At 46.7% G+C, this 26,750-nt stretch carries 19 protein-coding genes; 10 read left to right on the top strand and 9 right to left on the bottom strand.

Annotated elements, in window-relative coordinates:
* Positions 1–12: 12 nt before the first annotated feature.
* The 3 genes from FEM33_RS08525 to FEM33_RS08535 form a co-directional block, all read right to left on the bottom strand.
* A complete protein-coding gene (locus FEM33_RS08525; protein WP_139011608.1) occupies positions 13–1,407 on the bottom strand; it encodes a Gfo/Idh/MocA family protein in 1,395 nt (464 codons plus the stop codon).
* Positions 1,408–1,566: 159 nt separating this feature from the next.
* Positions 1,567–2,571 (bottom strand): Gfo/Idh/MocA family protein, encoded by a 1,005-nt coding sequence (locus FEM33_RS08530; RefSeq protein ID WP_139011609.1) that lies wholly within the window; start codon positions 2,569–2,571, stop codon positions 1,567–1,569.
* 172 nt (positions 2,572–2,743) lie between these two features.
* Positions 2,744–3,802, bottom strand: a complete 1,059-nt coding sequence (locus tag FEM33_RS08535) for a LacI family DNA-binding transcriptional regulator (protein WP_139011610.1) — start codon at positions 3,800–3,802, stop codon at positions 2,744–2,746.
* A gap of 454 nt (positions 3,803–4,256) precedes the next feature.
* Here FEM33_RS08535 and FEM33_RS08540 point away from each other — a divergent pair, with 454 nt between their 5' ends.
* The 4 genes from FEM33_RS08540 (at position 4,257) to FEM33_RS08555 (ending at position 11,999) form a co-directional block, all read left to right on the top strand.
* A complete protein-coding gene (locus tag FEM33_RS08540) occupies positions 4,257–7,343 on the top strand; it encodes a SusC/RagA family TonB-linked outer membrane protein (RefSeq protein WP_139011611.1) in 3,087 nt (1,028 codons plus the stop codon).
* A gap of 26 nt (positions 7,344–7,369) precedes the next feature.
* A complete protein-coding gene (locus FEM33_RS08545) occupies positions 7,370–8,968 on the top strand; it encodes a RagB/SusD family nutrient uptake outer membrane protein (protein WP_139011612.1) in 1,599 nt (532 codons plus the stop codon).
* A gap of 142 nt (positions 8,969–9,110) precedes the next feature.
* Positions 9,111–10,520, top strand: coding sequence for a sulfatase family protein (locus tag FEM33_RS08550; RefSeq protein ID WP_201747718.1), 1,410 nt, complete (start codon positions 9,111–9,113; stop codon positions 10,518–10,520).
* A 39-nt stretch (positions 10,521–10,559) separates the two neighbouring features.
* Positions 10,560–11,999 carry an arylsulfatase gene (locus FEM33_RS08555; RefSeq protein WP_139011822.1) on the top strand — a complete coding sequence of 480 codons (1,440 nt, stop codon included), beginning with the start codon at positions 10,560–10,562 and terminating at the stop codon, positions 11,997–11,999.
* Between the two features lie 24 nt (positions 12,000–12,023).
* On the opposite strand, the gene FEM33_RS08560 is transcribed toward FEM33_RS08555, so the two are convergent.
* The 3 genes from FEM33_RS08560 to FEM33_RS08570 form a co-directional block, all read right to left on the bottom strand.
* Positions 12,024–12,731 carry an OmpH/Skp family outer membrane protein gene (locus FEM33_RS08560; RefSeq protein ID WP_139011613.1) on the bottom strand — a complete coding sequence of 236 codons (708 nt, stop codon included), beginning with the start codon at positions 12,729–12,731 and terminating at the stop codon, positions 12,024–12,026.
* Between the two features lie 62 nt (positions 12,732–12,793).
* The gene (locus tag FEM33_RS08565; RefSeq protein ID WP_139011614.1) at positions 12,794–13,411 is read right to left on the bottom strand and encodes a response regulator; all 618 of its coding nucleotides are present in this window, start codon (positions 13,409–13,411) and stop codon (positions 12,794–12,796) included.
* Between the two features lie 52 nt (positions 13,412–13,463).
* Positions 13,464–15,341 (bottom strand): tetratricopeptide repeat-containing sensor histidine kinase, encoded by a 1,878-nt coding sequence (locus FEM33_RS08570; RefSeq protein WP_229214149.1) that lies wholly within the window; start codon positions 15,339–15,341, stop codon positions 13,464–13,466.
* A gap of 248 nt (positions 15,342–15,589) precedes the next feature.
* Here FEM33_RS08570 and FEM33_RS08575 point away from each other — a divergent pair, with 248 nt between their 5' ends.
* A complete protein-coding gene (locus FEM33_RS08575; RefSeq protein WP_139011616.1) occupies positions 15,590–15,994 on the top strand; it encodes a hypothetical protein in 405 nt (134 codons plus the stop codon).
* Positions 15,995–16,017: 23 nt separating this feature from the next.
* Entirely contained in the window at positions 16,018–16,929 is a 912-nt protein-coding gene (locus tag FEM33_RS08580) for a hypothetical protein (RefSeq protein WP_139011617.1), read from the top strand.
* A gap of 17 nt (positions 16,930–16,946) precedes the next feature.
* On the opposite strand, the gene FEM33_RS08585 is transcribed toward FEM33_RS08580, so the two are convergent.
* Positions 16,947–18,134 (bottom strand): M23 family metallopeptidase, encoded by a 1,188-nt coding sequence (locus FEM33_RS08585; RefSeq protein WP_139011618.1) that lies wholly within the window; start codon positions 18,132–18,134, stop codon positions 16,947–16,949.
* A 162-nt stretch (positions 18,135–18,296) separates the two neighbouring features.
* On the opposite strand from FEM33_RS08585, the gene FEM33_RS08590 reads away from it, so the two are divergent.
* Complete coding sequence (locus tag FEM33_RS08590; RefSeq protein ID WP_139011619.1) at positions 18,297–19,313, top strand: GlxA family transcriptional regulator; 1,017 nt, start codon at positions 18,297–18,299, stop codon at positions 19,311–19,313.
* Here the strand turns inward: FEM33_RS08590 and FEM33_RS08595 are convergent.
* A complete protein-coding gene (locus FEM33_RS08595) occupies positions 19,310–23,485 on the bottom strand; it encodes a carbohydrate-binding protein (protein WP_139011620.1) in 4,176 nt (1,391 codons plus the stop codon). The genes FEM33_RS08590 and FEM33_RS08595 overlap by 4 nt on opposite strands.
* A gap of 209 nt (positions 23,486–23,694) precedes the next feature.
* On the opposite strand from FEM33_RS08595, the gene FEM33_RS08600 reads away from it, so the two are divergent.
* Positions 23,695–24,243: an O-acetyl-ADP-ribose deacetylase gene (locus FEM33_RS08600; RefSeq protein ID WP_139011621.1), complete on the top strand. Its 549-nt coding sequence runs from the start codon at positions 23,695–23,697 to the stop codon at positions 24,241–24,243.
* 12 nt (positions 24,244–24,255) lie between these two features.
* On the opposite strand, the gene FEM33_RS08605 is transcribed toward FEM33_RS08600, so the two are convergent.
* Positions 24,256–24,522: a filamentous hemagglutinin gene (locus FEM33_RS08605; RefSeq protein WP_139011622.1), complete on the bottom strand. Its 267-nt coding sequence runs from the start codon at positions 24,520–24,522 to the stop codon at positions 24,256–24,258.
* A 136-nt stretch (positions 24,523–24,658) separates the two neighbouring features.
* Here FEM33_RS08605 and FEM33_RS08610 point away from each other — a divergent pair, with 136 nt between their 5' ends.
* Positions 24,659–25,336: a response regulator transcription factor gene (locus FEM33_RS08610; RefSeq protein ID WP_139011623.1), complete on the top strand. Its 678-nt coding sequence runs from the start codon at positions 24,659–24,661 to the stop codon at positions 25,334–25,336.
* Positions 25,333–26,601: a sensor histidine kinase gene (locus FEM33_RS08615; protein ID WP_139011624.1), complete on the top strand. Its 1,269-nt coding sequence runs from the start codon at positions 25,333–25,335 to the stop codon at positions 26,599–26,601. Before FEM33_RS08610 ends, FEM33_RS08615 begins: the two co-directional genes overlap by 4 nt.
* Positions 26,602–26,750 lie beyond the last annotated feature (149 nt).

Consider the following 26,750-nt stretch of genomic DNA (forward strand, 5'->3'; position numbering starts at 1 on the left):
ATCTTGCTTGTTTTATACGGTTGGTTCCCAGCCTTTCTCGTATTCACGTTTCCACAACTTCGCTGCTTCCTTGCTGTTTTTAATATGACCGTTGGAAGGATCGATGTGAAGCGTTTCGCCCGTACGGATCGCAATATTTCCAAGCTGCGCAAGCAATGTGCTTTTATGTCCGCCCACGATTTCTGCATTCAGCGTTGCACCATTCTTGATTCCTTCAAAAAAGTTCTGGATGTGCAGGGCATCTAGTCCCTGCGAAGGGTTCATTTTGTTTCTCGGGTCAATGACAAAATCATTTTTAACCTCTTTAACCAGCTTGTTTTCCAAATCGTAAACCTTATACGTATTGCCTTCGCCGATCTGCAGAGAGCCGGTATCGCCGTAAAATATAACGCCCACGCTGCTTCCTTCAATGGTTCGCCCATTGCAGCTTCTTCCTTCCCACGTCATGGCCGTGTTATTGTCAAATTCCAGATTGATAACCTGTGTGTCCGGCGCTTCCCAGTCGTCTTTGTAGCGGTAACGGCCTCCGGCAGAGGTAACACGCGTCGGAAAATCGACCTGCAAACCCCAGCGCATCAGATCCAGCATGTGCGTTCCGTTGTTAAGCGCTTCGCCTGTTCCCCAGTTCCAGAGCCAGTGCCAGTTGTAATGCACGATATTGTCTTTATATGGCCTTCTCGGCGCGGGTCCCTGCCATAGTTCAAAGTCGAGCCACGAAGGAACAGCCACTTCTTTTCCGATGCCGATGGAAGCGCGGTTGTTTGTATACCAGCCTTTTACAAAATACGGCCTGCCGATTGCACCGCTGTGCACTTCCTTGATGGCCGCCGCCACATTCGGCCACGAACGGCGCTGATTGCCCATCTGGATGACATTCTTGTATTTTTTGGCAACCGCCACCAGCATTTCGCCTTCGGCCGGATTATGACTGCAGGGTTTTTCAAGATACACGTGCTTGCCCGCTTTGGAAGCCAGAATCGCAGCCGGTGCATGCCAGTGATCGGGAGCGGCAATCACCAGCGCATCCATATCCTTGTTTTCCAATGCTTTCCTGAAATCGGGCGTATTGGCAGGCTTTGATTTCTGAATATCGTTGACGGTTGCAATGCATTTTTCAGCCGCTCTGGAATCAACATCCGAAATGGAAACAACCTCACAATTAGGTTGCAATGCATAATTGGAAGCCAGCGCAAGACCGCGGCTGTTGACGCCCATCATGCCGACCTTCACTTTTTCATTCGCGCCCAAAATGCGTGCGTAACTTTTTGGCGTAAAGCCCGGCAGTATCCCGCCGAACGTCAGCAGCGCACTTCCGGCAAGTGTTTTCTTGATAAAATCCCTGCGGTTATCAGCGGTTGCTTCATTGCCGGACTGGACAATACGCTTTGTATGATCTGAATTTTGCATATGGTTAATGGTTTAATGTAATGTTATAAGACATTCAAACTGCCGGATTTACTTTCCCGGCACGAAAGCGACCGTAAAGACAATTTTGTTTCAGGCCTGATCCTGTATTTCGCTTTGGTAACGACTATGTGCAGCCGGAATAAAAAAGCGGTCGTATTTTTATTTTTTGCGCGCTTTGCTCAATACGCTTTCCAGCGTTACATTTTTGCCGCCTTGTCTTTTGCTTTCATCGGCAGCTTCCATAAAGGTGAATATTTCTATTGTTTCTTTGGAAGTAACGGGCACTTCGCCGGTCTGGAAATACTTGATAATGTCTTTAAGCAAAGGTTCATAGCCGCCGTACGGGCCGAGGGTTTTGTTGCCGTCCTGCGTAAATACCGTTCCGCCGTAGTCATGCTTACCGGTACGCGTTCCGCGGAATGTTCCCGTTCTGCCGTCTTCCCAGATGCCCACAACAATGTCGGTATCCGGCGTACTGACGCGGGTCACGCTCTTGCAGCCGGTTCCCATTACGGTATAAAGCGCTTCGATGCCGTGAATTCCGTACCAGAAAAAATCAGGATGTGTTTTTTCAAGAACGGCAGGACTGTACGTATCGGCGCCGAGTACTTTGCTTTTATCAATGCTTTCAATCCCTTTCATATAGCGCAAGGATGAAGCTGAGAAAACAGGAATCTTGTATTTCTCCGAAGCTTCATAAATCGCCAGCGTATCTTTTAATGTTCCGGCAACAGGCTTGTCGATAAACATTTTTTTACCGGCTTTGAAAACTTCCAGCGCCTGTTCCAGGTGAAGACGGCCGTCATTGGTTTCCAGCAGGATTACGTCCGTTTTGCCAAGCAGCTCCTGAATGGAACCGGTTATTTCCACACCCAGCTTTTTTACATCTTCCATATAGCCGGGAATGCGCTTGGTGCTGGATTCAATGTCTTTGCTTCCGTACGGATAAGCGGCTGTAACCCGGTACCCGTCATAAACGGCATCCGGCTGTTCGGCATTCAGGGCTTTGGTAAATGCAATGCTGTGCGACGTATCCAGCCCGATTATTCCGACTCTTTTTCCATCTGCGGGCATCGCTTTTAAAGGAAAATGACCGAGCAGATTCAATCCTACTCCGGTGACAACGGAATGCTGAATGAATCTTCTTCTGCTGAGAATATGCATAAACTGAAAAGTAAAATTGTTAGTGAATGGAAAAGGGCTTTTAGTGTCGGGTACGTACCCGTAAATATACAAACCTTTTTTTATTTACAACTGAAAGCATGATTTGTTTGCAATTTATTTTGTCCTTAATGCCTGATGTAAATACAATCTTTTGTAAAAACGGCCATATGCCTCAGTTCTGGTAAAATGCCTGATTTTCCTTGGTAATAATGTCGATGGGCATGAAATGTACTTTTTCTACTGGCGAGCCCAGCACCAGCGTCTGGTATAACGCCATTAGTCCGCGGAAACCCTGTTCTTCGGGTTTATGGCAAATCAGGAAATCGATCAGGCCTTCTTTCAGGAAGCGTATGTTTTCTTTCAGGAAATCGTAGCCGATCAGCGAAATGTCTTTCCGGCCTGCATTTTCAAGAAAAGAAGCGACAGAAAAAACCCTTGAATTAGTCACGAAAATGGCTTCTATATCTTCATGATCATAAAGAACGCGCGTAAGCTCTTTGGCAACGGAAAGCTTGTCGGTATCTTTTATATCAACCCGTATAATTTCGCATGGCTGGCTGTGATCCTTAAAATACGAACGAAAGCCTTCTTCAATCTGCAGATAACTGTAATTGTCCGTTTCTTTCGAAATATTGACTACAAGTACTTTATGGTTTTCCTTAAGACGATACGTAAGCAGCTTGGCACCGACATACCCGCTCTGGAAAAGGTGCGGACCAATGTAGCACAGATTATCCTGTTCCGGAACGTTGGAATCAATGAAAACAACCGGAATTTTAAGTTTCTGACAGGCCTGGATCAATTGTCTGGACTCATCAATAAACGATGGCGCAAGCAGAATTCCCTGCACTTCCTTTTTCAGGATCAGTTCGGCCTGTTCGGTAAATGAATGCTTGTCGTTCAGGTCGAAGAAAAAGGTTTGCACCTGAATGCCGTATTTCCTGATCTCCGCTTCTGCACGCATGATCCCGCGAAACGGCGCTTCCCAGAAATCCGTTTCCTCCGAAACACGCGGGATCAGCACGGCCAGTGAAATAATCTTGCGCGAGGCAAGCCGGCTGGCAAGCACATTCGGCTGATAATCCAGCTCCGTTATGATGTCATTGATCTTCTTTTTGGTCTTTTCGGAAACGCCCGGACGGTTGTGAATGACGCGGTCCACAGTAGCTATGGAAACGTTGGCACGCCGGGCAATTTCCTTTACTCCGGAATGTGTGTTCTCTTCTTTCATCGGTTCTGGTTAATGCCGGATCAATGCGGAATATTAATGATTTTTTCTGAATCCTTCGCAAACAATGATCTTTTGCAACCGGTACAGGACAAAAAGCCAGCTAACCAAATACTCTTCCATGTTGCTGTTTCCAGTAGAATTAAAGGATTAGCTGTATTTATATAATTTATCAAATAAAAACGGCATGGCAGCATGCCTGCATACGGAACAGGTTTGATTATGTCGATGCATATATCTTATTTTGTCCATCAACTTAGTAGAGTAATCATGCCTTTTCATTTTGATAAATCCAGAACCCGCGTATTATGAATACCGCTATCAGTTTTTCAAAGAATTTTTATTTCGGCAGTATGCCCCCACTTTTCGTTGCGGAAGTACAAAGCAGCTGCCACTTTTCTCTCCGGTTGCAATAATCAGTTTATCGTATTTCAATGTCTCTCAATTTCTAACCCTTATGTATTTAAATTTCTATAAAACCTTCTTTCAGCGGAGCAAAGCGGCATTTTTTCTGGCTGCCTTACTCTTTGGCCTGCATGCCAATGCCCAGAACGTTACTGTAAAAGGAACGGTTACTTCCGCTGCCGACCGTTCGGCTTTGCCCGGCGTTAACGTAATTGTCAAGAATTCTCTGAACGGAACCACAACGGACGTGGCCGGAAAATACGAACTCAGTGCGCCTTCGGACGCCGTGCTTGTTTTTTCGGGCATCGGGTTTGTGACGCAGGAAGCGGCTGTAAATGGTAAAAGCATACTGGATTTGCAGCTCGCCGTGGATACCAAACAGCTGGAAGAAGTAGTGGTTGTAGGGTACGGAACGCAAAAGCGTACGAGCCTGACCAATTCCATTTCGCAGATCAGCGGCGAGGAGGTGACGCGCAGGCCGGTTTCCAACATTCAGCAATCCTTTCAGGGCGTGATGCCAGGCGTTACCGTAACGGATCTGGGCGGCTCACCGGGAAAATCCAACGCAACGATCCGCGTGCGCGGAATCACTACTTTCAACATAAACAGCAGCAGCACAAGCGGTTATGATCTTGGAAAAAATGACGCACTGGTGATTGTTGATGGGATTGAACAAAGGTTAAGCGACATCAATCCGGACGATATTGAAACGATTTCGGTTCTGAAAGATGCTTCTTCGACGGCCATTTACGGATCGCGGGCAACAAACGGTGTTGTGCTGGTTCGTACCAAAAGAGCCAAAGGAAGCAAGGTGCAAGTGGATTATCACGGCTATTATGCCATTCAGAAATCCAATAATGTACCCAAAATGATGGGGCTGGAAGCCTATATGCGCGAGCAGGTTGCCGCTTACACCAATGCCGGCGCTACGTTGCCCGCACGCTTTACCGAGCAATCCATTCAGACGTGGATCAATGCAACGGACCGTGAAAAATATCCTTTGCCGAACACATGGTTTGACATCATGCTGAAAGCCGCTCCACAGCAAAATCATACATTTTCAGTAGCCGGCGGAAATGAAACCCTTCGTACAAGGCTGAGCGTAAGATACCAGGATCAGGAAGGTGTAATCAATAATTTCGGAAATAAAATTGGCGAGATCAGACTGAACTCCGATTATGAAGTTTCCAGAAGACTGCGTGTGAGTGCCGATGTAAATTACCGTTTTAACAAAACGGAAAGTCCGTCGACGAATCCGACGGCTCCGCTGAACAACTTTTTTCATGGAACGTTGTGGGCCGTTCCCAAATATCCGGACGGCACTTACGGACTCAGCACGCAGGGGAATAATCCGCTGATGTTTAATGAGATCGGCGGGCAGTCGAAACAGCATACGGATTATCTGGCCGGTTACATCAAAGCCGATTTCGACATTGCGGAAGGACTTACTTTTTCATCCCAGCTGGCAGGAAGAGGTTTTTTCACCCAGCAGAAAAACTACATCAATTCTTACGTCAATACCGATAAGAATACCAACATTACCAAAACCATTGCCAACAACAGCCTCACGGAAGTAAGGGATAACCTCAAAGAATATACGCTGAACAATCTTTTGACTTACGAAAAAAGCATCGGCAAAAATAACTTCAAAGGATTGCTCGGCTATTCGCAGATCGGCAACACACAGACTTTTTTATCCGCATACCGCGAACGTTTTTACAACAACAACATCGGTTCCATCAGTGAAGGCGCCAATGACGGTACCAAAAACAATTCAGGAAGGGATGCCGTTTACGGATTGCGTTCGTTTTTCGGACGTGTGAATTATGATTTTGACGAAAAGTATCTGCTGGAAGTCAATGCGCGTTATGACGGCTCGTCGAAATTTACCGGAGACAAGCAATACAGTGTTTTCCCTTCCTTTTCGGCAGGCTGGCGGATTTCAAAGGAAAACTTCTGGAAGCCGCTTGAAAAAGCAGTGAATGATCTGAAATTCCGGGGTTCGTGGGGTGTTACCGGAAACCAGTCCGTGGATTTGTACAGTTATTATGCAGCGCTTACCGCAGCGGGTTACAACTTTGGCGGAGCGGCCGTGCCGGGTTACCGCCCCACAACGCTTGCGAATACCGGTCTGGGCTGGGAATCCACTACGCAACTGGATTTAGGTCTTGACGCTTCGCTGCTGAACAGAAGACTGAACCTTACCGTGGATTATTACCGGAAACTGACGGACGACATCCTGCTCAATCTGGAAATCCCTGCTACAATCGGCCTTACAGCGCCGCCGCAGAATGCCGGTTCCGTTGAAAACAAAGGCTGGGAATTCAGCCTGAATTACAGAGGCACGCCGGCAAGTTCCGGTTTCCGGTATAATCTGGGTGCCAACCTCAGCATCAATGAAAACAAAGTTACAGACCTGAAAGGCACCGGCCCGTATATCACCGGTTCCGACATTGACCCGCGCTACATCATTGCAAAAGGATTGCCGATCAACACACTCTGGGGTTTCAAAACAGACGGGCTTTTCCAGACCGAGCAGGAAATTGCCGAGTATAAAGCGACGTATGCCGCCAATACGAAGCCCGGCGATGTAAAATATGTGGATCTGAACAAAGACGGCAAGATCAATGCCAATGACATGACGGCCATCGGCAATTCCTTTCCGAAATATACTTTCGGCTTCAATTCCGACTTTTCATACAAAAATTTTGAGCTGAGTATTCTTTTTCAGGGTGCTGCAAAAGTGGATGCAAGGCTGGCCGGCGCTCTGGCCGAAATGGGAAATCAGGAAGGGTTTACGCACGAAATTTATACCAACAATTACTGGACGCCGGAAAATACGGATGCCCGTTTTCCGCGGCCGATCAAATTTGACCTGAGAAACGTGGCGACTTCTGACCGGCTGGTGCTGAACGGCTCTTACCTGAGGCTGAAAAACGTGCAGCTTGCCTATACAGTGCCTTCTGAAATATCCAAAAAGATTTACCTCAACAGGCTTCGCATTTATGCTTCTGCGACCAACGTATTTACTTTTTCCAAACTCAATGAATGGAACCTTGATCCCGAAGCACCTTCCGGACGAGGCGTTTATTATCCGCAAACGGCACTTTATACCATCGGCTTAAACCTGCAACTCTGATTTTTCCGGACCTAGCATTTACAATCATGAAAAAGATATATATCAGTAAATTCCTGTTTTCAATTGCGCTGGCGGGCACGGCTTCCGGCCTTGTATCCTGCGACAAAGACCTGCTGAACACCGTTCCGAACGACCGCCTTTCTGTGGATGTTTTCTGGAAAAGTGAAAACGACGCCCGAATTGCGGTAAACTCGCTTTATGCAGATCTGGACAGTACCAATATCATTTCCTGGGACGCCATGACGGACATTGCGCATACCAATCAGAACTTTAATGTGGAAGCGTATGTGGAACTCGGGACTTACGATGCAACGAGTGCCAAAGTATACGACGAATGGCGCAAGGCATACCGCGGCGTTCAGGCTTCCAATTACTTTCTGGAAAACGTTGACAAGATTCCTGCTGCAAACCCTGCGCTGATCAATCAGTACAAAGGAGAAGCGAAGGCGCTGAGAGCTTATCAGTACATCAAACTGACCGGTTTGTTCGGGCCGGTGCCGTTGATTACGAAATCGTTAAGTCTGGAAGATGCCAAACAGGTCGCCAACACGCCGGTGGAAGAACTCTGGAATTTTATCGATAAGGAACTGAACGAAGCTGCGCTGCTTTTGCCCGCAACTTACGCCGCTACGGAAAAAGGCAGGGTTACAAGCGGAGCCGCACTGGGATTGCTGGCAAGGGCAAACCTGTATGCAGGACGTTATCAAAAAGCAGCCGAAGCAGCAGACAAAGTGATAAAATCCGGCACGTACGGACTGTATGAATCCTATGAAAAGCTGTTTACATACGCAGCCGAAAACAACAAGGAAGTATTGCTCGACAGGCAATTTATAAAAGATACGTATTCCAATACCGTATTTCAGTTGCTGGCACCTTACAGTCAGAAAAACAGCGGCAGCACGTTCGTTCCTACAAAAGCGTTGGTGGATATGTACGAAACCGCAGGCGGAAAAAAGATCACGGAAGCAGGCAGCGGTTACGATCCTTTGAAGCCTTATCTGAACCGTGATCCAAGACTGCGTTTTTCTGTTTTTCTGGAAGGCGATATTTTGCCGAGCGGAGCTGTTTTCAACCCGAAGCCGGGCAGCGGAACGGCGGATGCAGTCGGCAGCACTTACATTGCTTCGGGTACGGGTTATAATATCAAAAAATACATCAATACCGACGATTACGCCAATCCTGCAAACAGCGGTATCAACATCATTCTGCTGCGCTACGCCGAAATCCTGCTGTCTTACGCAGAAGCCAAAATCGAACTTGGCCAGATTGATGCAAGCGTGTATGCCGCAATTAATGCCGTCAGAAATGGTAGAACGGACGTAAAACAGCCTTCAGTAAGCAATGCTTCGCAGGCGGCGCTCCGGGAACTTGTAAGAAGGGAACGGACTGTTGAACTGGCTTTTGAAGGACAGCATCTGTTTGATATACGCCGGTGGAAAACAGCAGAAACGGTCATTCCTGGGCCGGTTTACGGTATTTCTTATGTAAATGAGCAAGGCAAGTTAACAACCGTTCAGGCTGTGGCTGTCAACAAGGTATTTGACCCAAACCGTCATTACTTATGGCCTGTTCCGCAGAAAGAACTTAATTTGAGCCCGCTGCTGAAACAAAACCCAAACTGGTAAAAACGGAAGGATTATTGATTTACATAATAGCTTAAAGCTAATGGCTCACAGCTCACAGCTCACAGCCAGCAGCCACATATTTTTATTTTAAATTCTACTGTTGATGATCAGGAAATTCAAACTGCTTTCAATTCCTTTTTTTATGCTGGCCGTTGCAGTTGCGATGACGGCAATGACCAATAAACCGGCTGCAAAAACGCCCAATATTGTGCTGTTCTTTATTGATGATCTCGGTTACGGCGATCTGTCCGTAACGGGCGCATTGGGTTACAAAACGCCTAATCTGGACAAAATGGCCGTGGAAGGAACCCGTTTTACCAATTTCATGGCGGCGCAGGCCGTATGCAGCGCATCGCGTGCCGCATTGCTGACAGGCTGTTATCCGAACCGGGTAGGGGTTTACGGCGCTTTCGGGCCTTCTTCACCGCTGGGATTGAGCCCGAAAGAGGAAACCATTGCCGAACTTGTAAAAGCGCAGGGTTATGCAACCGGAATTTTCGGAAAATGGCATTTAGGCAGCGATCAGGAATTTTTGCCTCTTCAGCAAGGATTTGATGAATATTACGGCGTTCCTTATTCGCATGATATGTGGCCGCTGCATCCGTGGCAGGAACAGGCAAAATACCCACCGCTGCACTGGATTGACGGAAACAAGCCGAGTAAGGAAATTAAAAATCTGGAAGATGCCAGCGAACTGACGCCCGTTATCACGGAACATGCGACGGCATTTATCCGGAAGAACAAAAACAAACCGTTCTTTCTGTATGTGCCGCATCCGCTGCCGCACGTGCCACTGGCTGTTTCAAGCAGGTTTAAAGGAAAAAGCGAGCGCGGCATCTTCGGCGATGTACTCATGGAACTGGACTGGTCTGTGGGCGAAATTATGAAAGAACTGAAAGCACAGGGACTGGATGAAAATACATTGGTGATCTTTACAAGCGACAACGGTCCGTGGCTCAATTATGGCGATCATGCAGGCTCGTCGGGCGGGTTCCGGGAAGGAAAGGGAACTTCCTTTGAAGGCGGGCAGCGTGAACCCTGCATCATGCGCTGGCCTGGCGTGGTTCCGGCCGGCAGGGTTTCCAACAAGCTTTTATCAACCCTCGACATCCTTCCGACGATTGCCAAACTGACCGGCGCAAAGCTGCCGAAAGAAAAGATCGACGGAATCGAATTCACCGCTTTGCTGAAAGGCGATGAAAGTAAATCCCCGCGGGAAGAATTCCTGTACTATTACCGAAAGAACAGTCTTGAAGCCGTTAGAAAGCACGACTGGAAACTGGTTTTTGCACATCCTGGCCGTACTTACGAAGGATCGTTGCCCGGCCAGAACGGCAAGCCGGGGCCCAGCCCGGAAGATCATGCATTTCCTGAAGCGCTTTACAATCTGGAACGTGATCCCGGCGAACGTTACAATGTGCTGGAACAAAATCCGGAAATCGTAGCCGAACTCAGGAAAATAGCCGATGCGGCGCGGGAAGAACTGGGCGACGATTTACAGCAGAAAACAGGCAAGAACGTAAGGCCGGTCGGAACAGCAGTACGAAAATAACCGGACCGAATTTTCAATAAGTATCAAAAGCATTAAATGATGAAGAAATTCCTTTTTCTTGCATGCATGGCCGGCTTACTTTCTTTGGACATGCTGGCGCAGGTTTCAAAAGCTGAGAAACCCAATATCATTTTCATCCTTGCCGACGATCTCGGTTACGGCGATGTTGGTTTCAACGGTCAGAAGCTGATCAAAACACCAAATATTGACCGGCTGGCCAGGGAAGGAATGATTTTCAGTCAGTTTTATGCAGGAACTTCGGTCTGTGCGCCTTCGCGTTCTGCCTTGCTGAGCGGCCAGCATACGGGCCATACGTACATCCGCGGCAATAAAAGCGTTGAACCGGAAGGGCAGCAGCCTATTGCTGATTCGGTTGTTACATTGGCCGAAGTATTGAAAAAAGCAGGCTATATAACAGGTGCATTTGGGAAATGGGGATTGGGGCCGGTTGGCTCGGAAGGCGATCCCAACAAACAGGGTTTTGACAAATTCTACGGTTACAATTGTCAGGGCCTTGCACACCGCTATTATCCGGATCATCTCTGGAACAATTCTGAAAAAATTACGCTGAAAGGAAATCAGGATTTGCTTTATAACAAAGAATATGCGCCGGACATCATCCAGAAAAATGCGTTGAGCTTCATTGATGCAAAAGACGGAAAACAGCCATTTTTCCTTTTTCTGCCGTACATTCTGCCGCATGCCGAGCTGGTTGTGCCGGATGACAGCGTTTTTCAGTATTACAAAGGAAAGTTTAATGAAAAGCCTTTCAAAGGGGCAGATTACGGTCCGAATGCAAAAAAAGAAGGGTATGCTTCTCAGGAATATCCGCATGCGGCATTCGCCGCCATGGTCGCACGTCTGGACTTGTATGTAGGACAGGTTCTGGAAAAGCTGAAAGAAAAAGGGCTGGACAAGAATACGCTGGTTATTTTTACGAGTGACAACGGCCCGCATGTGGAAGGCGGCGCCGATCCGGTTTTTTTCAACAGCTCCGGCGGGTTCAGAGGCGTAAAGCGTGATTTGTACGAGGGCGGCGTCAGAGAACCATTCGCTGCACGCTGGCCGGGCGTTATCAAGCCGGGATCAAAAAGCGATTACATCGGTGCTTTCTGGGATATGCTTCCGACGTTTGCCGAACTGGCGCAGGCCAAAGCGCCCCGCAACATTGACGGGATTTCCTTTACGGATGCCCTTTATGGAAAAAATACGCAGAAAAAGCATGATTACCTCTACTGGGAATTTCACGAACAAGGCGGAAAACAGGCCGTACGGCAAGGCAACTGGAAAGCCATTCGGCTGAAAGCAGCAGGCAATCCCGACGCACCCGTAGAATTATATGATTTATCCAAAGATCCGGGCGAAACAAAAAACATAGCTTCGGAATTTGCTCAAAAAGCAAAAGAACTTGGCCAGATCATGAATCAGGCGCATGTTTCGTCCGCGATATTTCCTTTCGGCAACGTTGCAGCCAATTAGGTTTATAAATTATCAGACGGCATTTCAGGGCACGTAAGTAACCTGCAGAACCCAGCCGTTGGAACCGTCCGCATTGGCATGCTGCCATCCGACGGAAACCGGCAGATGTTTCAGAAAGTAAATACCGAGACCGGCAGAAAGCTGACCTTTCGGGTGTGCACCTGAAAGCCAGTCGGCCAAGATATGTATCTTTTCATACCATATGCCTGCATCGAGGCCAAGCTGAACGCCGTCTATGGGCCCTTCTCCCAAATAGCCTCTGTTTCCAAGATATGCTCCGGCCGCCAGTTTGTAATGTTCATCGTATAACGAAGCGGCAAGATTGGCGTAACTGTAATAAACAAAGTGCTTTTTACCTGAAAAATTGGATCCGGCAAGTCCGCCGATTCCGATTCCCAGAACTTCGTTCAGTTTGAACAGCTTCTGGCTATTAACCATCAGCAACGGCGCATAAGGATCAACTGTACTGGTGTCATTTTTGGTAAAATGATGCAAGGATTTGTCGTAATCCACATTGACGACGTTAAAACCGGCTTCCCAGAATTTCCCCAGTCCGTAAGTTACCGTCGTCGTGGAATTGATGATATCCTGAAACTCGAACTGCTGCTGGACACTGGCTTTATGCTTGTCGGTTATTTCAGAAGAAGATACATTAAAGATGGTCAGCTGCGCGTAAGCGGCGGATATTGAAAAGCAAAAAGAAAGAGCAAGCAAGTAAACCGTTTTTTTCATGCATTTGTGGATTTGGCCTGCTACTTAGCTATAAAATCCTTGCCAGAGGCAGCCAAACTCACTCAGATCAATCCCTGACCCGCTGCGAGCTTGATCAAAGAAGCCGTATTGGAAACCTCGAATTTCATCAGCAGATTCTGGCGATGGCTGTTGACGGTGGTAACGCTGATAAAAAGCTGTTCTGCAATTTGCGGATTCGTCATTCCTTCGGCGATCAGCAGCAGCACTTCTTTTTCTCTGCGCGTCAGGAACGGAATTGTTTTTGGAACCGGAACGGATGCATTCTGATCAAAATTGACATTCATGAAATAACCGCCCGCGCGGACCTGCCGGATTGCTTCCAGAATTTCTTCCCTGCCCGAACTCTTGATCAGGTACCCTGAAGCCCCGTTCTGGATCATGCGCGAAACATACGCACGTTCGCTAAACGTACTCAGTGCCAGTGTTTTTACATCCGGAAACTGCTCTTTGATTTTTTTACACAATTCAATGCCGTTGATGTCGGGAAGATTAATGTCCAGAAATGCTATATCCACTTCGTTGTTTTTCAGAAAAGCAATGGCATCAATGGCATTGGAAACCGTTCCCACAACAGCAATTTCCTCACTGTCGGACAACAGTGATTTCAGCCCTTCCAGAACCATCGGATGATCGTCTACGATCAGGATCTTCACACTCATGTTCAAAAATAATTAAGATTATGCCATCTTGAAATCTGCGGATTGATCCTGTTCAAACCACAATTTCTATCAGTACCGAAGTGCCTTCTTCCGGTGTGGACTGAATATCAAGCCTGCCGTTCAGATAATCTACTCTGGCCTGCACGTTACGGATTCCGGCTCCTTTGTTCTGATCCAGGTTGTTTACGTCAAATCCCTTGCCGTTATCTTCAACGGTCACGCTGACATTGTTTCCGACGCGGGTAAGCTGGACCTGCGCCTCCGTTGCTTCCGCATATTTCAGCACATTGTTGAGCAGTTCCTGCACAATCCGGTACAATACGATTTCCACCGAAGAATCCAGCCGCTTGTCAAATCCGAAATCCTGCATCGTTACGCGCAGCTGTCCGGAAGAACTGATGCCTTCACAAAAATCGCTGAGCGCTTCAATAAGGCCAAATCGGACCAGCGTTTCGGGCATCATGCTGTGCGCTACGCGGCGCATTTCGCTGATTGCGCCGTCCAGTTGTGTGAGTGCCCGGGTAAAGGTCATAGCGCTTTCCTCAGGCAGAATTACATTTCCTTTCACTGAATTCAAAGTTAATTTAATACCGGATAATAAGCCGCCCAGCCCGTCGTGCAGGTCGCGGGCAACCCGTGTTCTTTCTTCTTCCTGTCCTTTCAAAATGGCATTGGTCGCAACGAGCTGTTTTTCCTGCTGCAATTGCAGTACTTCATTTTCTGCAATCTGTTTCCGGATCGTGATATTTCTGTATACAAGTGCCGAGATCAGTGCTAGTACAATCAGTCCTGCCGCCAAGCCATAAATCAGTGTGTTGCGCGTCTGCTTTTCCTTTTCAAGCGTTACAATCTGTTTTTCTTTCTGGGCCGTTAAATATCGGGTATCCAGTTCCTGAAGTTGTTTCTGTACGTCAATGCCCTGAATCGAATCATTAAGAATGGCGTATTTCATCAGGTAATCATAAGCGGCTTTGTAATTGTTCTGGCGGGCCAGATCCGTTGCATAATCTTCATAAAGCTCTACGAGATGATCCGTCATTTCATTCTCCTCGGCAATTTTCAGGGCTTCGCCTGTATATTTTGCCGACAGTTCCGGCTGCTTGCTGTCTTCCGCAACGAACATCAGCGCCCGGAGGCATTCCATTTCCAGAAATACATTGCCTGTTTCTCTGGCGAGTTTCAGTCCCTTTTCTCCGAATTCCCTTGCTTTATCCAGCTTTTTCAGGCCCCGGTTGGTCCGGCACAAACCGCCGTATGCCTGAACGACAAAAATGTCCGAACCTATTTTCTGTGCTACGGCCAGACCTTCGGAGTAATAAGCCAGGCTCTGTTCATATTTTTTCAGGTTGAAAAGGCATCCGCCCAGATTGGTCAGAATGTCGGCGAGCTGAAGACTGTCGTTCATGGGCCGCGCAAGCCGGAGCGCTTTCTGTTTGTATTCCAAAGATTTGTTAAACAGATTGGCATGTTCAAAAGCCGTTCCGATATTGACATATAACCTCGGCAAAAACGTTTTCTGGCCCAGCTTTTCAAACTGGTCGGCCGATTGCTGGTAAAATCGGATGGCGTTGGTAAAATTTCCCATGTACGTATAACTCGCCGCAATATTGGCCATACTTTTACCAATGTTCAGCGGGCTTTTCATTTCACGTGCAATTTCCAGACTTTCATTATTCAGCCTAAGTGCCTGCTCAAATTTTCCCTGTAAATTCAGAATATACGTGTAATTGGAACGGAACTTGAATTTTCCTGCCGGGTAATTCAGTTTCCTGCTCAGTGCCTCCGCTTTCAGATAATATTTGGCTGCACTGTCCAGATTCTGGTTTTCCAGATACTGGCCGTATTCCACATAGGCCAGAACCCGGTTTGTATCTTCCTTACTCTTTTGAATTTTCTCCAGAATGGCATTCGCTTCGTTGTCTTGTGCCAAAACACTATTGTAAATCAACAAGATAAGGATTGTAAAAAAGAACTTCATTGATTCTCAAAAGGAGTATGGGCCAGAAAATTACGATTGTAAAATTCCTAAATAAAACCTTTTAATAATATCCTCTAAAAGCATGATTTTTCAAAATCCTGTTTTTAGAGGATTGATTCCGGCCTCGCTGTGCAGCTACCTTTGTTGTGTCAAAAGACAATTTATCTCATCCAAAAAAACAACATTAAAGTTTTACAGCCATGAAAAAGATTTTTTTATTTCTCTTCCTGACTACATTTTTCTTCTCTTGCAAAGATGACAAAGACAAAGATCCTGCACCGGAATTAAGCGCGCAGGTTGCCGGAACCTACAAAGTTTCCAAACTGACTGTGGATGGTGACAGTTACCCGCTCGATCAGGTGGAAATTATCGTACAGCTTGACAAATCAACGCCGGAAACAGTAACCGGTGAAATGCGCCTGAAAATTGACGGCGAGGCGGAACCCGATTCCGACCTTGGGACGCTGAACCTTAAAAATGTCGGCAGCATGGGCGTTGACGTTTACGAAGGAACCACGAAAGTCGGTAATATAAAATCAGATGTGCTGACGCTCTTTGTAGAGTTTGAAGGTCAGAATTTTGAAATGGTTGCCAATAAAAGATAGTAACCGGAATACCCTATTTAGCCATGAAAAATAAAATATCGTTATTGATTACTGCCGCTTGCCTTTGCTTTTTGAACTTCCGGTTTTCAGAAGATTACTCCGAATTCGGAGTGACCAGCGAGGATGTTCAGGAAAAGTTCTGGAGTACGCTGCAAAGTGAAAGCGTGTATGCACCTTATTTAAACAGTTCTGCAAAGGCAGCATGCCGTTCGATTTCACCTGACCATCAGGCGGTGGCTGTGCAGAAAGCGGGAAATCTGATCAAGTTATATTATGGTTCGCAGGATTTCAAAAAGCGTTATAACAGCTGGCTGGCCAAAAGTTTTCCGCAGGAAGAAGTCAAAGTAAGCGAGGAAAGAAAGGCTGAAATCAGGGAAAATAAAATCAGGGATATTAAAAACCTGAATGCAAAGGATATGGAACCGATTGTTGATATTCAGATTCAGGCCGGAGAATCCATTACCGGCATGGAAAGCATGTTGACAAGCCTTCCGACAGACCAGCGGGCCGAATTTAAAAAACAGATTGAAGACAGCAAACGTACCGTAGCATTTTTCAAAAAAGTAAAGCCGCTGCTGAAATCCGATTTTGAAGCATTTAAAAAGCAGTATGCAGCATTTCTTGCGCAGGACGAAATTGCGCAGGCCGAGCAGCAGCTGATCCGCAACAATAAGAGCAATGCGGAAGAATTCGAAAAATGGAAGAGCCCGGAAAAAGTACTTTCTGCACGGTTGACCGAATTTCTGGAAAAAAGCAAAGGCGTTGACTTTGCCGCAAAGACAAAGGAAGTCAATAACCGGAAAAAGTTTGTCAATGCAGCTTACGAGAGCCAGAATGATATCTGGAAATTCTGCTACCGGATCGGACCTGCTCCAACCAATGCAGCACGTGCTTTTGCACAGCAATGGCTGGCAGAATTAAAACAGGCAGGTTAATGACTTTTGGCCGATCATTATAAATCTTTGTTTGACCTGCTGATCCCGGAAACCTGTTTGGGATATGCTTCAAGCGGCACTGTTGGAATATAGCCAATGGTGCCGCTTTCCGTTGCTACGCGAAAGCCCTTTGCCATTTCTCCAAGGATCCTTACAATCGTAAAAGGCGGCAGCGCCATAATCCGCTCCGCTTCCTGAAACTGAGGCGAAGCAAACAAATTGGCTTTTTTTCTGATTTTTACCGTATCGCCCAGCCAGCGCGATTGTTCGGGCAGGCCGGGAATTTTCTCTTTTCTGTCGTTGATGAAAGGCAGCGGATTTACAGCTCCCGAGCCATGCGAGTAAATGCCGAAATGAAGATGCGGCGCCGTTGTGATGGCATTTCCGGTATTTCCCACCAAACCCAGCGTGTCGCCTTTCAGTACGCGTTTGCCGACTGAAACCAATTGACTGTCCAAATGCGCATAATACAGAGAATACGGACTTCCCGCTGACGACAGGAAAACGATCTTTCCGCCAAGGTTGTTGGTTCCGGTTTGTGTGATGAAACCGTTTTCTGCCGCCACAACCGGCGTTCCGCGCTTTGCCTGAATATCAATCCCTTCATGCCGCCTTGCCCCGCCGTCACGGTCTACGCCCCAGACACTGATTACATGCGACATATTATGGCCGGCAACGGGAAACCCGAGTGAAGGCAAGGTTGTCAGCGCAAGCGAAACACTGGCTTTGTCATTTAATCCTGTCTGCAGGCGGAGCAACAGCGTGTCTTCGTCTTCATTCAGGTACGTAAGCGATTGCGCTTCTTTAGCCAGGTATTCCAGCCGCTGCGGTTTGCCGTTTTTTCTGATGCGGTACAACTCTACAAACAATCTGGAAACGGTATCATTTTCGCTGCGCATAGGCGTAATGACCAGCTTTCTTCCGGCCGGGATTTTGAGTCGGATGGCCTGTGCCGGAACGGAATCACCCAGGTAAAACCTTTCCTGGTAAGGTACAACCGAAAATACGGAATCACTCAAAACCCTTTTGCTTTCTTTAAACCAGGTTTGCCCGGCCGGCGTTTTCTCAAGTTCTGCCTTGTAGAGTTCTCTTTCGTAATGTTCCAGCGGCGTTACCGGAAACCAGTGCGAAACGGGCGCAGGCTTACAGGCAAACAGGTAAACGGCTGTCAGGAATACAGCAAATAATTTAATAAACGCCCTCATTTTTAAATACTTGGTTGTTCTGTCGGTTTATACCAAATTCATGCCATCTTCAAACGGAGCCGGAATTTTTACAGGTAAAATAAAAACGTTCGAAAAGTAGATAAACAGGGGTATTTGAGACAAATTTTTTTAAATTGGCATGCTCTATTCCACCTTGACATTATGATACGATTAGGTCTTTTAATTACCAAAAGGTACCGCCTGCTCAGCGTTGCCGCCATACTGGATGTATTTGAATCGGCAAATATTTTCCATGAACAGCAAAACAAAAGTCCTTTCTTTGAAATAACCTTGTTTTCTTCGGATGACCAGCCCGGCGAGTTCAACGACCTGTACACCATCCAACCGATCCGAAACGCTGTCCAGCAGAATCTGATCCTGATTCCGGCATTTGGGCCGGGCGATCTGCAGGTTTCTATTGCAAAAAATCAGGTGTGTATTCCCTGGTTAAAAGAGCAGTACGCAAACGGTGCCGAAATAGCCAGTTTCTGTACAGGCGCATTCCTGCTTGCGATGGCTGGTTTGCTGAACGGAAAAGAAGCTACGACGCACATTGACGCAGCCCTGACGTTTGCTTCCAATTTCCCGGAGGTAATCATGAAAAGTGATGCCGTAGTTACGGATGACAAAGGAATTTATACGAGTGGAGGCGCCACCAGCAGCTTTCATCTGATGCTTTATCTGATCCAGCGTTATTGCGGGAAAGAAGTTACGCTGCGCACGGCCAAGATGTTTGCCATTGACATGGACCGTGAACAACAGACTTACTTCGGGACTTTCACGCCCTTGCAAAATCACGGTGACGGACTGGTGAATATGGCGCAGCAAAAGATTGAAACGGCCTATCAGGAAGGAAGGACAATAGAAGAGCTGATTCAGGATATTCCCGCCAGCCGGCGCAATGTAGTCAGGCGTTTCAAACAGGCCATCGGACTGACGCCGATTGAATATCTTCAGAAAACCAGGATTGAAGCGGCTAAAAAACTGCTGGAACAAACCGATCAGAGCGTGCTGGAAGTCATGCTGAATTCCGGGTACAACGACCTCAAATCGTTCAGGCAGCTGTTTAAGAAAAGTACGGGCGTAACGCCCAAAGAGTACCGCGACAAGTTCAATATTTCACGTATTGACGGCATGCGCAACAACCGGATGTCGAAGCGCATGCCGCAGAATATTTAATCGATTTTGGCTATTTTACGGAAAGCACTTTCATTTCCCTGTTTGACTTCCACCACGTAAACGCCGACAGGCATACTGGTCAGGTCCAGCTTGTGCGACAGCTTGCTGCCGGATTTGTGAACCTGCGTCTTCTTGTGTAAAAGACCGGTTTTCGAGTCAAAAATATTGATTTCCAGTGTTCCGGTATTTTCATTGGCCAAATCGATGTTTACAAAACCGGATGCAGGGTTCGGGTAAACCGTAACATCTTCATGAAGAACCTTTTCAACCGGTGCCAGTGCAGGAGCCAGTGTTTCGGCGGCTGCTTTTCTGGCGTTTGTGTCGCTTACGCCTACAATGAAAATCGGCGTTTCGCCCACGGTAACGGTTAGGCTTCCGCCATTCACAGGCACTTCCGTCATGGCCATGTTATCGCTTCCTGCCGTTGGTGTGTAAATTCTTGCAGTGGTGGCACCGTTCAGGTTGAGCGTATATTCTTCAGTGCGGCCCACTTCGTCAGGAACAGCCAGAATAAACAATGACTTGCCATTCAGTTCATAGCGGTCCACAACAGGATCGTCGTTGATTGTTTCTTTGTATACGTATTCTCCAAACAGTTTTTTAGTCTGGAAAAGATAATCTGCCGAAGGTCTTCGCGTCTGGTCATTGTTCAGCAGCCCGGAGGTTCCGAACATTCCGCCGGAGCCATTGTCATCATATAACTGGTAAAAGAACAGTTTCTCAATGCCGTTGCGCGCAGAAAACAGCGAAGTTCTCAGAATCCAGTCAGCCTGTGTCTGCATTGCGGATTTATTTCCGATCGGAATGGCTTTCAGCGGGCTGGTCTGGCTGATGTCGTAACCGGATTCCGTAATCCAGACCGGCAAATCGTTGGAAACTTCCTGAGCTACTTTTACAAAGTTCTGAAGGATCTGGTCTGCATTGGTTACCTCAGGTGCGGCTCCGCGTGTGGAAGTCCCGCTCTGGCTGGATGAAGTGTTGTCGGTATAAATGTGGAAGTTGATGATATCCCAGCAAAGGTTTACCGATCCGTCTGCATTGTAACCGCGGAATTCCTTGCACCAGTCCACCATTCCTTTTACAAAATCAGGTCCGGTTACCAGTCCGGCAATGACTACTTTCATGTTTGGATCCGCATTTTTGATACCGACTGCTGGCCCCATTGTATTTTTGTGGCCATCGTAGAATGCAGATAGATTGGCTGCATATTCTCTGGCTGTCTGGTATCCTTTGCGGCCTTTCCACCATTTATCGCGTTCGTTGTCGCATTCAATGTATTTGACCAGATCGAGTCCGATGCGAACGGTGTTCGGGTAATCTCCAAACCAGCGCGGCGTTGTTGAAACACTCAGCAAAGACGGGTCTACATTTTTATTGCTACCGTAACGGGCTGCATACTGAAAGCCGACTCTTGCCTGCTCAATGTAAGAGAGCGGATCTTTGAAATCTTTTCCGTAACGTACAGGCACATTTTCATGATCCTTCAAACTGTCCGGATAGGAACTGAGCATCCAGTTCGACAAGGTTTTCAGGCACGCAAGCACTTCGATATTTTCCTGCTTGCATCTTTCGTAGATCAGGTCATAGTTCCAGCTTCCGCTAAGCGTTGGATTATAGGAAAAAACACCTTCGGCAGATTCCAGTTTTTCCCAGTCCATATAATGACGAAATCCTGAAAAGCCTTTCACTGCATTCATTTTGGATTCTACGAGTTTTTCGGCATGTGCTCCGTCCTGGAAATTCCATTCATAGCCATTGACACCGATCATGTCATTCAGCTTGATATTTCTGGTCCTGAACTGTTTCTGTGTTTGAGCAGGAGCCGTGTAATTTCCGTAAAACTCAATTTCCGTAGGCAAGGTATGCGGAACCTTTATAACCAGATACCGGATATTGGTTACCGGGGAATCCAGCTTGAACGGATCATTTCCCGTATTTGAGCGATCCGGGTAGGGGCCAACCCAGCCATTGTAAATTTCTCCTGTAAAAGTAGCAATCGGAATCCGACGCCACTGATCGTCGATAACAGACAAAATCATGGGCTGATCAGGTGTTGAACCTGTATAATCAAAGAAGCGGATGTGATCCAGCGAAATCTGCTCGCCTTCCAGCAGCGGATAATATGCCTCGTAATAATCAATGATTTTCCCCCAGCCGGTATGCACGTTTTCCTGCGTATTGCCGTCGAAAAGTCCTTCCAGACCATTGGCTGCATTGGTTAGCTGATACCAGCGTTTCGGGTCAATCGGGATTTTTGTGCCATATGTCGGATCAGAAGGCCTGGAACTTCCGGTGACTGTAAAGCTTCTGGATACATCCAGTGCAGGCAAGTAGTTATTGTTTCCTGCCTGTGACGCAGTAATTGTAACATCGCCGGCACCAACAAGCGTAACCCGCCAGCTATCTCCGCTGTTGGAAACAGTAGCGACGGCTGGATTGGAGGAAGCGAGTATGACAGGTGTTTCATTATTGTTGCTTGTAGCCGTAATGTTAAAGCCGAGATCACCTATGTTTTTATCCGTGATCGGAGCCATGGTTATCATGGACTGGCCTTGTACGGAGCCAGGAACCACTTCCAGCCAGTTCAGGTTGAAAGCACCGCGTTTGGCATATATGCGTAACACCTGGCTTCCGGCAGTGAAGTTCGCAGTTGTACGGATTGTTGACCAGTTCTGCCAGCCGCCGGTTTGCGGCACATCCACCTGGCCAAGAATATTTCCGGCAGCATTCCGTATTTCAATCAATCCGTTGCCGTAGCTGTTGGAAATCCTGAAATTAAGCGTGTGAATGCCTGATGCCGCAATGTTGACGTTGTAATCCATCCAGTCACCGTCATTGATATAACTAACGGCATAACCCGAATCAACATCAGTAGTCGGTTCCAATCTTGCATTATTGGTAACATCAAAGCTTTCCGCTTCCAGCTTTCCCGGTAATGGCCTTGCATTTTTTACCTCAAACCAGTTGAGGCTGAATATTCCTTTTTCTGTAAATAACCGCAGTGTCTGGTTTCCGGCTGGCAATGCAGCAATCATATTGACCGTTTTCCAGCCTTGCATGCCGCCGGTCTGAGGCAGTTTTGTTTGTCCGAGAATTGTTCCGTTTTCTGCTTTGAGAGAAATGGTTGCATCCGGGCTGAACCCGTTGGCAATCCTGTAACTGAACGTGTAAAATGCCTCTGCGGGCACCTGAACTTTGTAATCCATCCAGCTGCCGTCTTCCAGCCAGCGTACATTACTGCCGCCGCCAGCATCCGAAGCAGGTTCTGTAAGCGCATTGTTCATGGTGTTGAAATCCTCCGCTTCTATTTTGGCGGGCAGCAATGTTTCCCTGTCAGGCGTCACAAACAGAACGGGTTCAAACCAGTTCAGATTGAAAGCGCCGGATTTGGCATACAGGCGTATAACCTGGCTGCCAGCCGGAAGAGTTACCTGTGTAGTAATGGTAATCCAGCTTTGCCATCCACCCGTTTGCGGCACACTGACTTCGCCAAGTACATGGTTATTGAAATCCTTTATCTCTATTATTCCGTAACCGTAACTGTTGGCAACCCTCAAATGGAATGTATACAAACCCGCAGATGCCGTCTTGAGATTGTAATCCATCCAGTCACCGTCATCAATGAAACCTACATTCAGGCCGCCCAGCGTATCGCCGGTGTTCTCGGTCTGAACGCCGTACATGAAATCGTAATGCTCGGCTTCTATTTTTCCTGCTGCGGATTTTGACGCCTGCGCTTCAAACCAGTTGAATCCGAAAGTGCCTTTTTCGGCATAAAAACGCAAGGTCTGGTTTCCTGCGGGTAAAAAGGCAATCATTTTAACACTTTGCCATCCCTGCATGCCGCCGGTTTGCGGAAGTATTGTCTGGGCAAGAACAGTGCCGCTGGCAGACCTGAGTGAAATCGCTGCATCCGGACTGAAACCGTTCGAAATGCGCAGCGTGAAAGTATAATAACCTTCGGCTGCAATGTTCACATGATAATCCATCCAGCTTTTGTCGCCAATCCAGCCGATATCTAGGCCGCCGCCGATATCCGCAGTCGTTTCGGTCCCGATTCCGGACATGGCAACGTAATCCTCAGCTTCTATTTTGCCAGGAAGTAATTTATAGGATTGTGCCTGAGAAAGAACAGAGCAAAACAGGAATATGAAAAGTAGAATTTTTTTCATTCCAGGTAAATGTGGGAATTTAATTGTGTGCAATTTATTAGCTGAAAGCATTATTGAATAGTAGAAGGTTTACTATACAAAATTACAAATAATTTTTTGTAGTAACAGCTTCTGTTAAAGCGTAAACCAAAGTATTTTACATGTTATATGGAATTTAATCTCACGGGAACAATTATTTGATTGCAGTTTTCAAAACAATTTGTGTGAAAATGAAGCAAAATTGGATCGAACTAATAAAAGGTGACATTACACAGCTGGATGTGGACGTCATTGTCAATGCGGCTAATTCGTCATTAATGGGCGGAGGAGGCGTTGATGGCGCCATTCACCGCGTCGGCGGTCCGGCAATTCTGGACGAATGCCGGAAAATTGTAGCCAGACAAGGCGGTTGTAAAACCGGAAAGGCCGTCATCACAACCGGCGGTAACCTGCCTGCAAGATTTGTTATTCACACGGTAGGGCCGGTATGGAATGGCGGCAACAATCAGGAAGCTGAGAAACTGGCTGACTGTTACCGCAATTCATTAATACTTGCTGTTGAAAATAAGTGTAAAACCATTGCTTTTCCCAATATCAGTACAGGTGTTTATGGTTTCCCGAAAGACAAAGCAGCAGAAATAGCTGTAAAAACCGTTTCTGAATTTATATCAGAAACGGACGAAATCCGGAAAGTAACGTTCGTCTGTTTTGATCAGGAGAACTTTCTCTATTTAAGCAACTTTCCGGAAGTTAAAAGACCAACCGGTTCCGGTTTGTGAACAGTTAGCCGTTCACAGAAAAGCAGGAATTTCGGGCTCTCCGCCGGGTGCCGGTAATGGATCAACTTCCGGAACTACGGGCTCAACCGGCGGCAGTTCAGGGCTGGGTTCAACCGGCGGAGTTTCCGGTTCTTTTTCAAACGGAGGTGTTTCTTCGGGGACATCCGGCGAAGGAACTTCCGGTCTTGGATCAAACGGAGGCGTTTCTCTGGGGTCCGTCGGGTCAATATCGTTTGACGGTTTGCTTCTGTATTCGTTAGCTATCTGATAAATATCCATTTTGACTGATGTATTTTTAATTGTTAATGATGATTCGGTTCTTAAAACAATTGTGCCGAGTCCGGTTCACGAAGACAAGCGATTTCGTATAGGGAATTCCAGATTCTTTCCAGTTTGTTAAGCTAATTTGCAGGCTATGAAAATACTGATTATTGAAGACGAGCCGGAATTGTCCGACGTTATCCGCGAATCGCTGGAAATGGAGCATTTTCTGGTGGAATCCGCAGAAGATTACAGATCGGCACTGGATAAAATCATTTCGTTCCATTACGATTGCATCCTGCTGGACATTATGCTTCCGGGCGGCAGCGGGCTGGATTTATTGCAGGAACTCAAAGATCTGGACAAATCGGACAATGTCATTATTATTTCGGCCAAAGATTCGCTGGATGACAAACTGAAAGGCTTGAATCTGGGTGCGGACGATTATCTGACAAAACCTTTTCACATTGCGGAGCTTACAGCAAGGGTAAAATCGGTATTGAGAAGAAAATCGTTTCAGGGAAAAAACTTCATCGAACTTTCCAACCTCAGACTGGACGCTGGGGAAAGAACTTTACAAATTGACTATCAGTCAATTCCTCTTAACCGCAAAGAGTTCGACATCCTTATGTACATGATTGTGAACCAAAGCCGCCTTGTAAACAAAACGGCACTTGCCGAGCACGTCTGGGGCGATCATATGGACGAAGCAGACGATTATGAATTTATTTATTCACAGATCAAAAACCTCAGAAAGAAACTCAAGGAAAACAACGCAGGCGTAGAAATACAGGCTGTATACGGCATCGGCTATAAACTTGTTCAGCTGTGAATCTGCTCAATTATACCCTTCGTTATCTGGCGTTTGCCCTGTTTGGCATCATCAGCGTCTGGGCAGTCATATTTTATATCAATATGCTGGATGAAGTTTACGACAGTCTGGACGACGGGCTGGACAATTACAAGTTGCTGATTCTGGAAAAGGTGAAAGAAGATTCCACGACCTTATCCAGAACGGACTTTGGTGAAGCCAATTATGAAATCCGGGAAATTTCCAGAATTCAGGCATTCCAGGAAAAGGATTCCTATCGCGACACGCTCATGTATATGATGAACGAAAAGGACCTTGAACCCGTACGCATGCTGACGACCGATTTCAAATACAAAAACCGTTTTTACGAGCTTAAAGTCATTTCTTCCATGGTGGAGGAAGATGACCTGATTGAAGACCTGTTTTTTGCGCTGATATGGCTGTATGTGGCGCTGATCGTGAGTATTCTGGTTGTAAATAATTTTCTGCTGAAAAAAGTATGGAAGCCGTTTTATCATTTGCTTGAACAACTGAAGCATTTTCAGCTTGGAAAAGGCGAGCCGGTAAAAACGGCAGAAACGGATGTAAAAGAGTTTAGAGAACTAAATTCCGCTGTGACTTCACTGGTCCTGCATACACTGGAAACTTACAACAGCCAGAAACAATTCATTGAAAATGCCTCTCACGAACTCCAGACGCCCGTTGCGATCAGTATTAACAAGCTGGAAATGCTTGCTGAAAAGAATGATCTTGGCGAAGCGGGTCTGGAAGCTGTCGGTCAGGTTATCCAGACGCTGGAAAGGCTTACACGGCTGAACAAATCGTTGCTGCTGCTTTCCAAAATAGAAAACCGCCAGTTTCCGGAAATGGAGGATGTTTCTGTAAATCATCTTTTTGCTGTGTTGAAAAACGAGTTTGAAGACTTTGCCGAGTACAAAAACATAACCATCGAAATGCATGAGAACAGCCGGTTGAACGTATCCATGCAAAAGGATCTGGCGGCGGTACTTGTATCCAATCTCCTAAAAAATGCCATTGTCCATAATCATTCGAACGGAAGTGTAAACATTTACATTGAAGCGGATCATTTCAGCATTTCAAATTCGGGAAATCCGGAGGCACTTGATAAAGACAAAATCTTCCGGCGTTTTCATAAAAGCAGTTCAGGTAAAAACAACACAGGACTGGGCCTGGCGATTGTAAAGGCGATTGCGGATCTGTACGGGTTTGGAATAGAATATGTGTTTGAAGAAATGCATACGATTACAATCCATGTTAAAGGTTAGTGCATCCTTTTTGTTAGGTGAGAAGTAAGATGTGAGAAGTAAGATGTGAAATGTGAAATGTAAAATGTGAAATGTGTTCTGTATGGGCTGAATTGAAATCAGGGCAATTATGGCATTGTTTTTATGACGTATACTGAAAAGAACTATTT

The sequence above is a fragment of the Dyadobacter flavalbus genome, assembly GCF_006149045.1.
Classification (GTDB): Bacteria; Bacteroidota; Bacteroidia; order Cytophagales; family Spirosomataceae; genus Dyadobacter; species Dyadobacter flavalbus.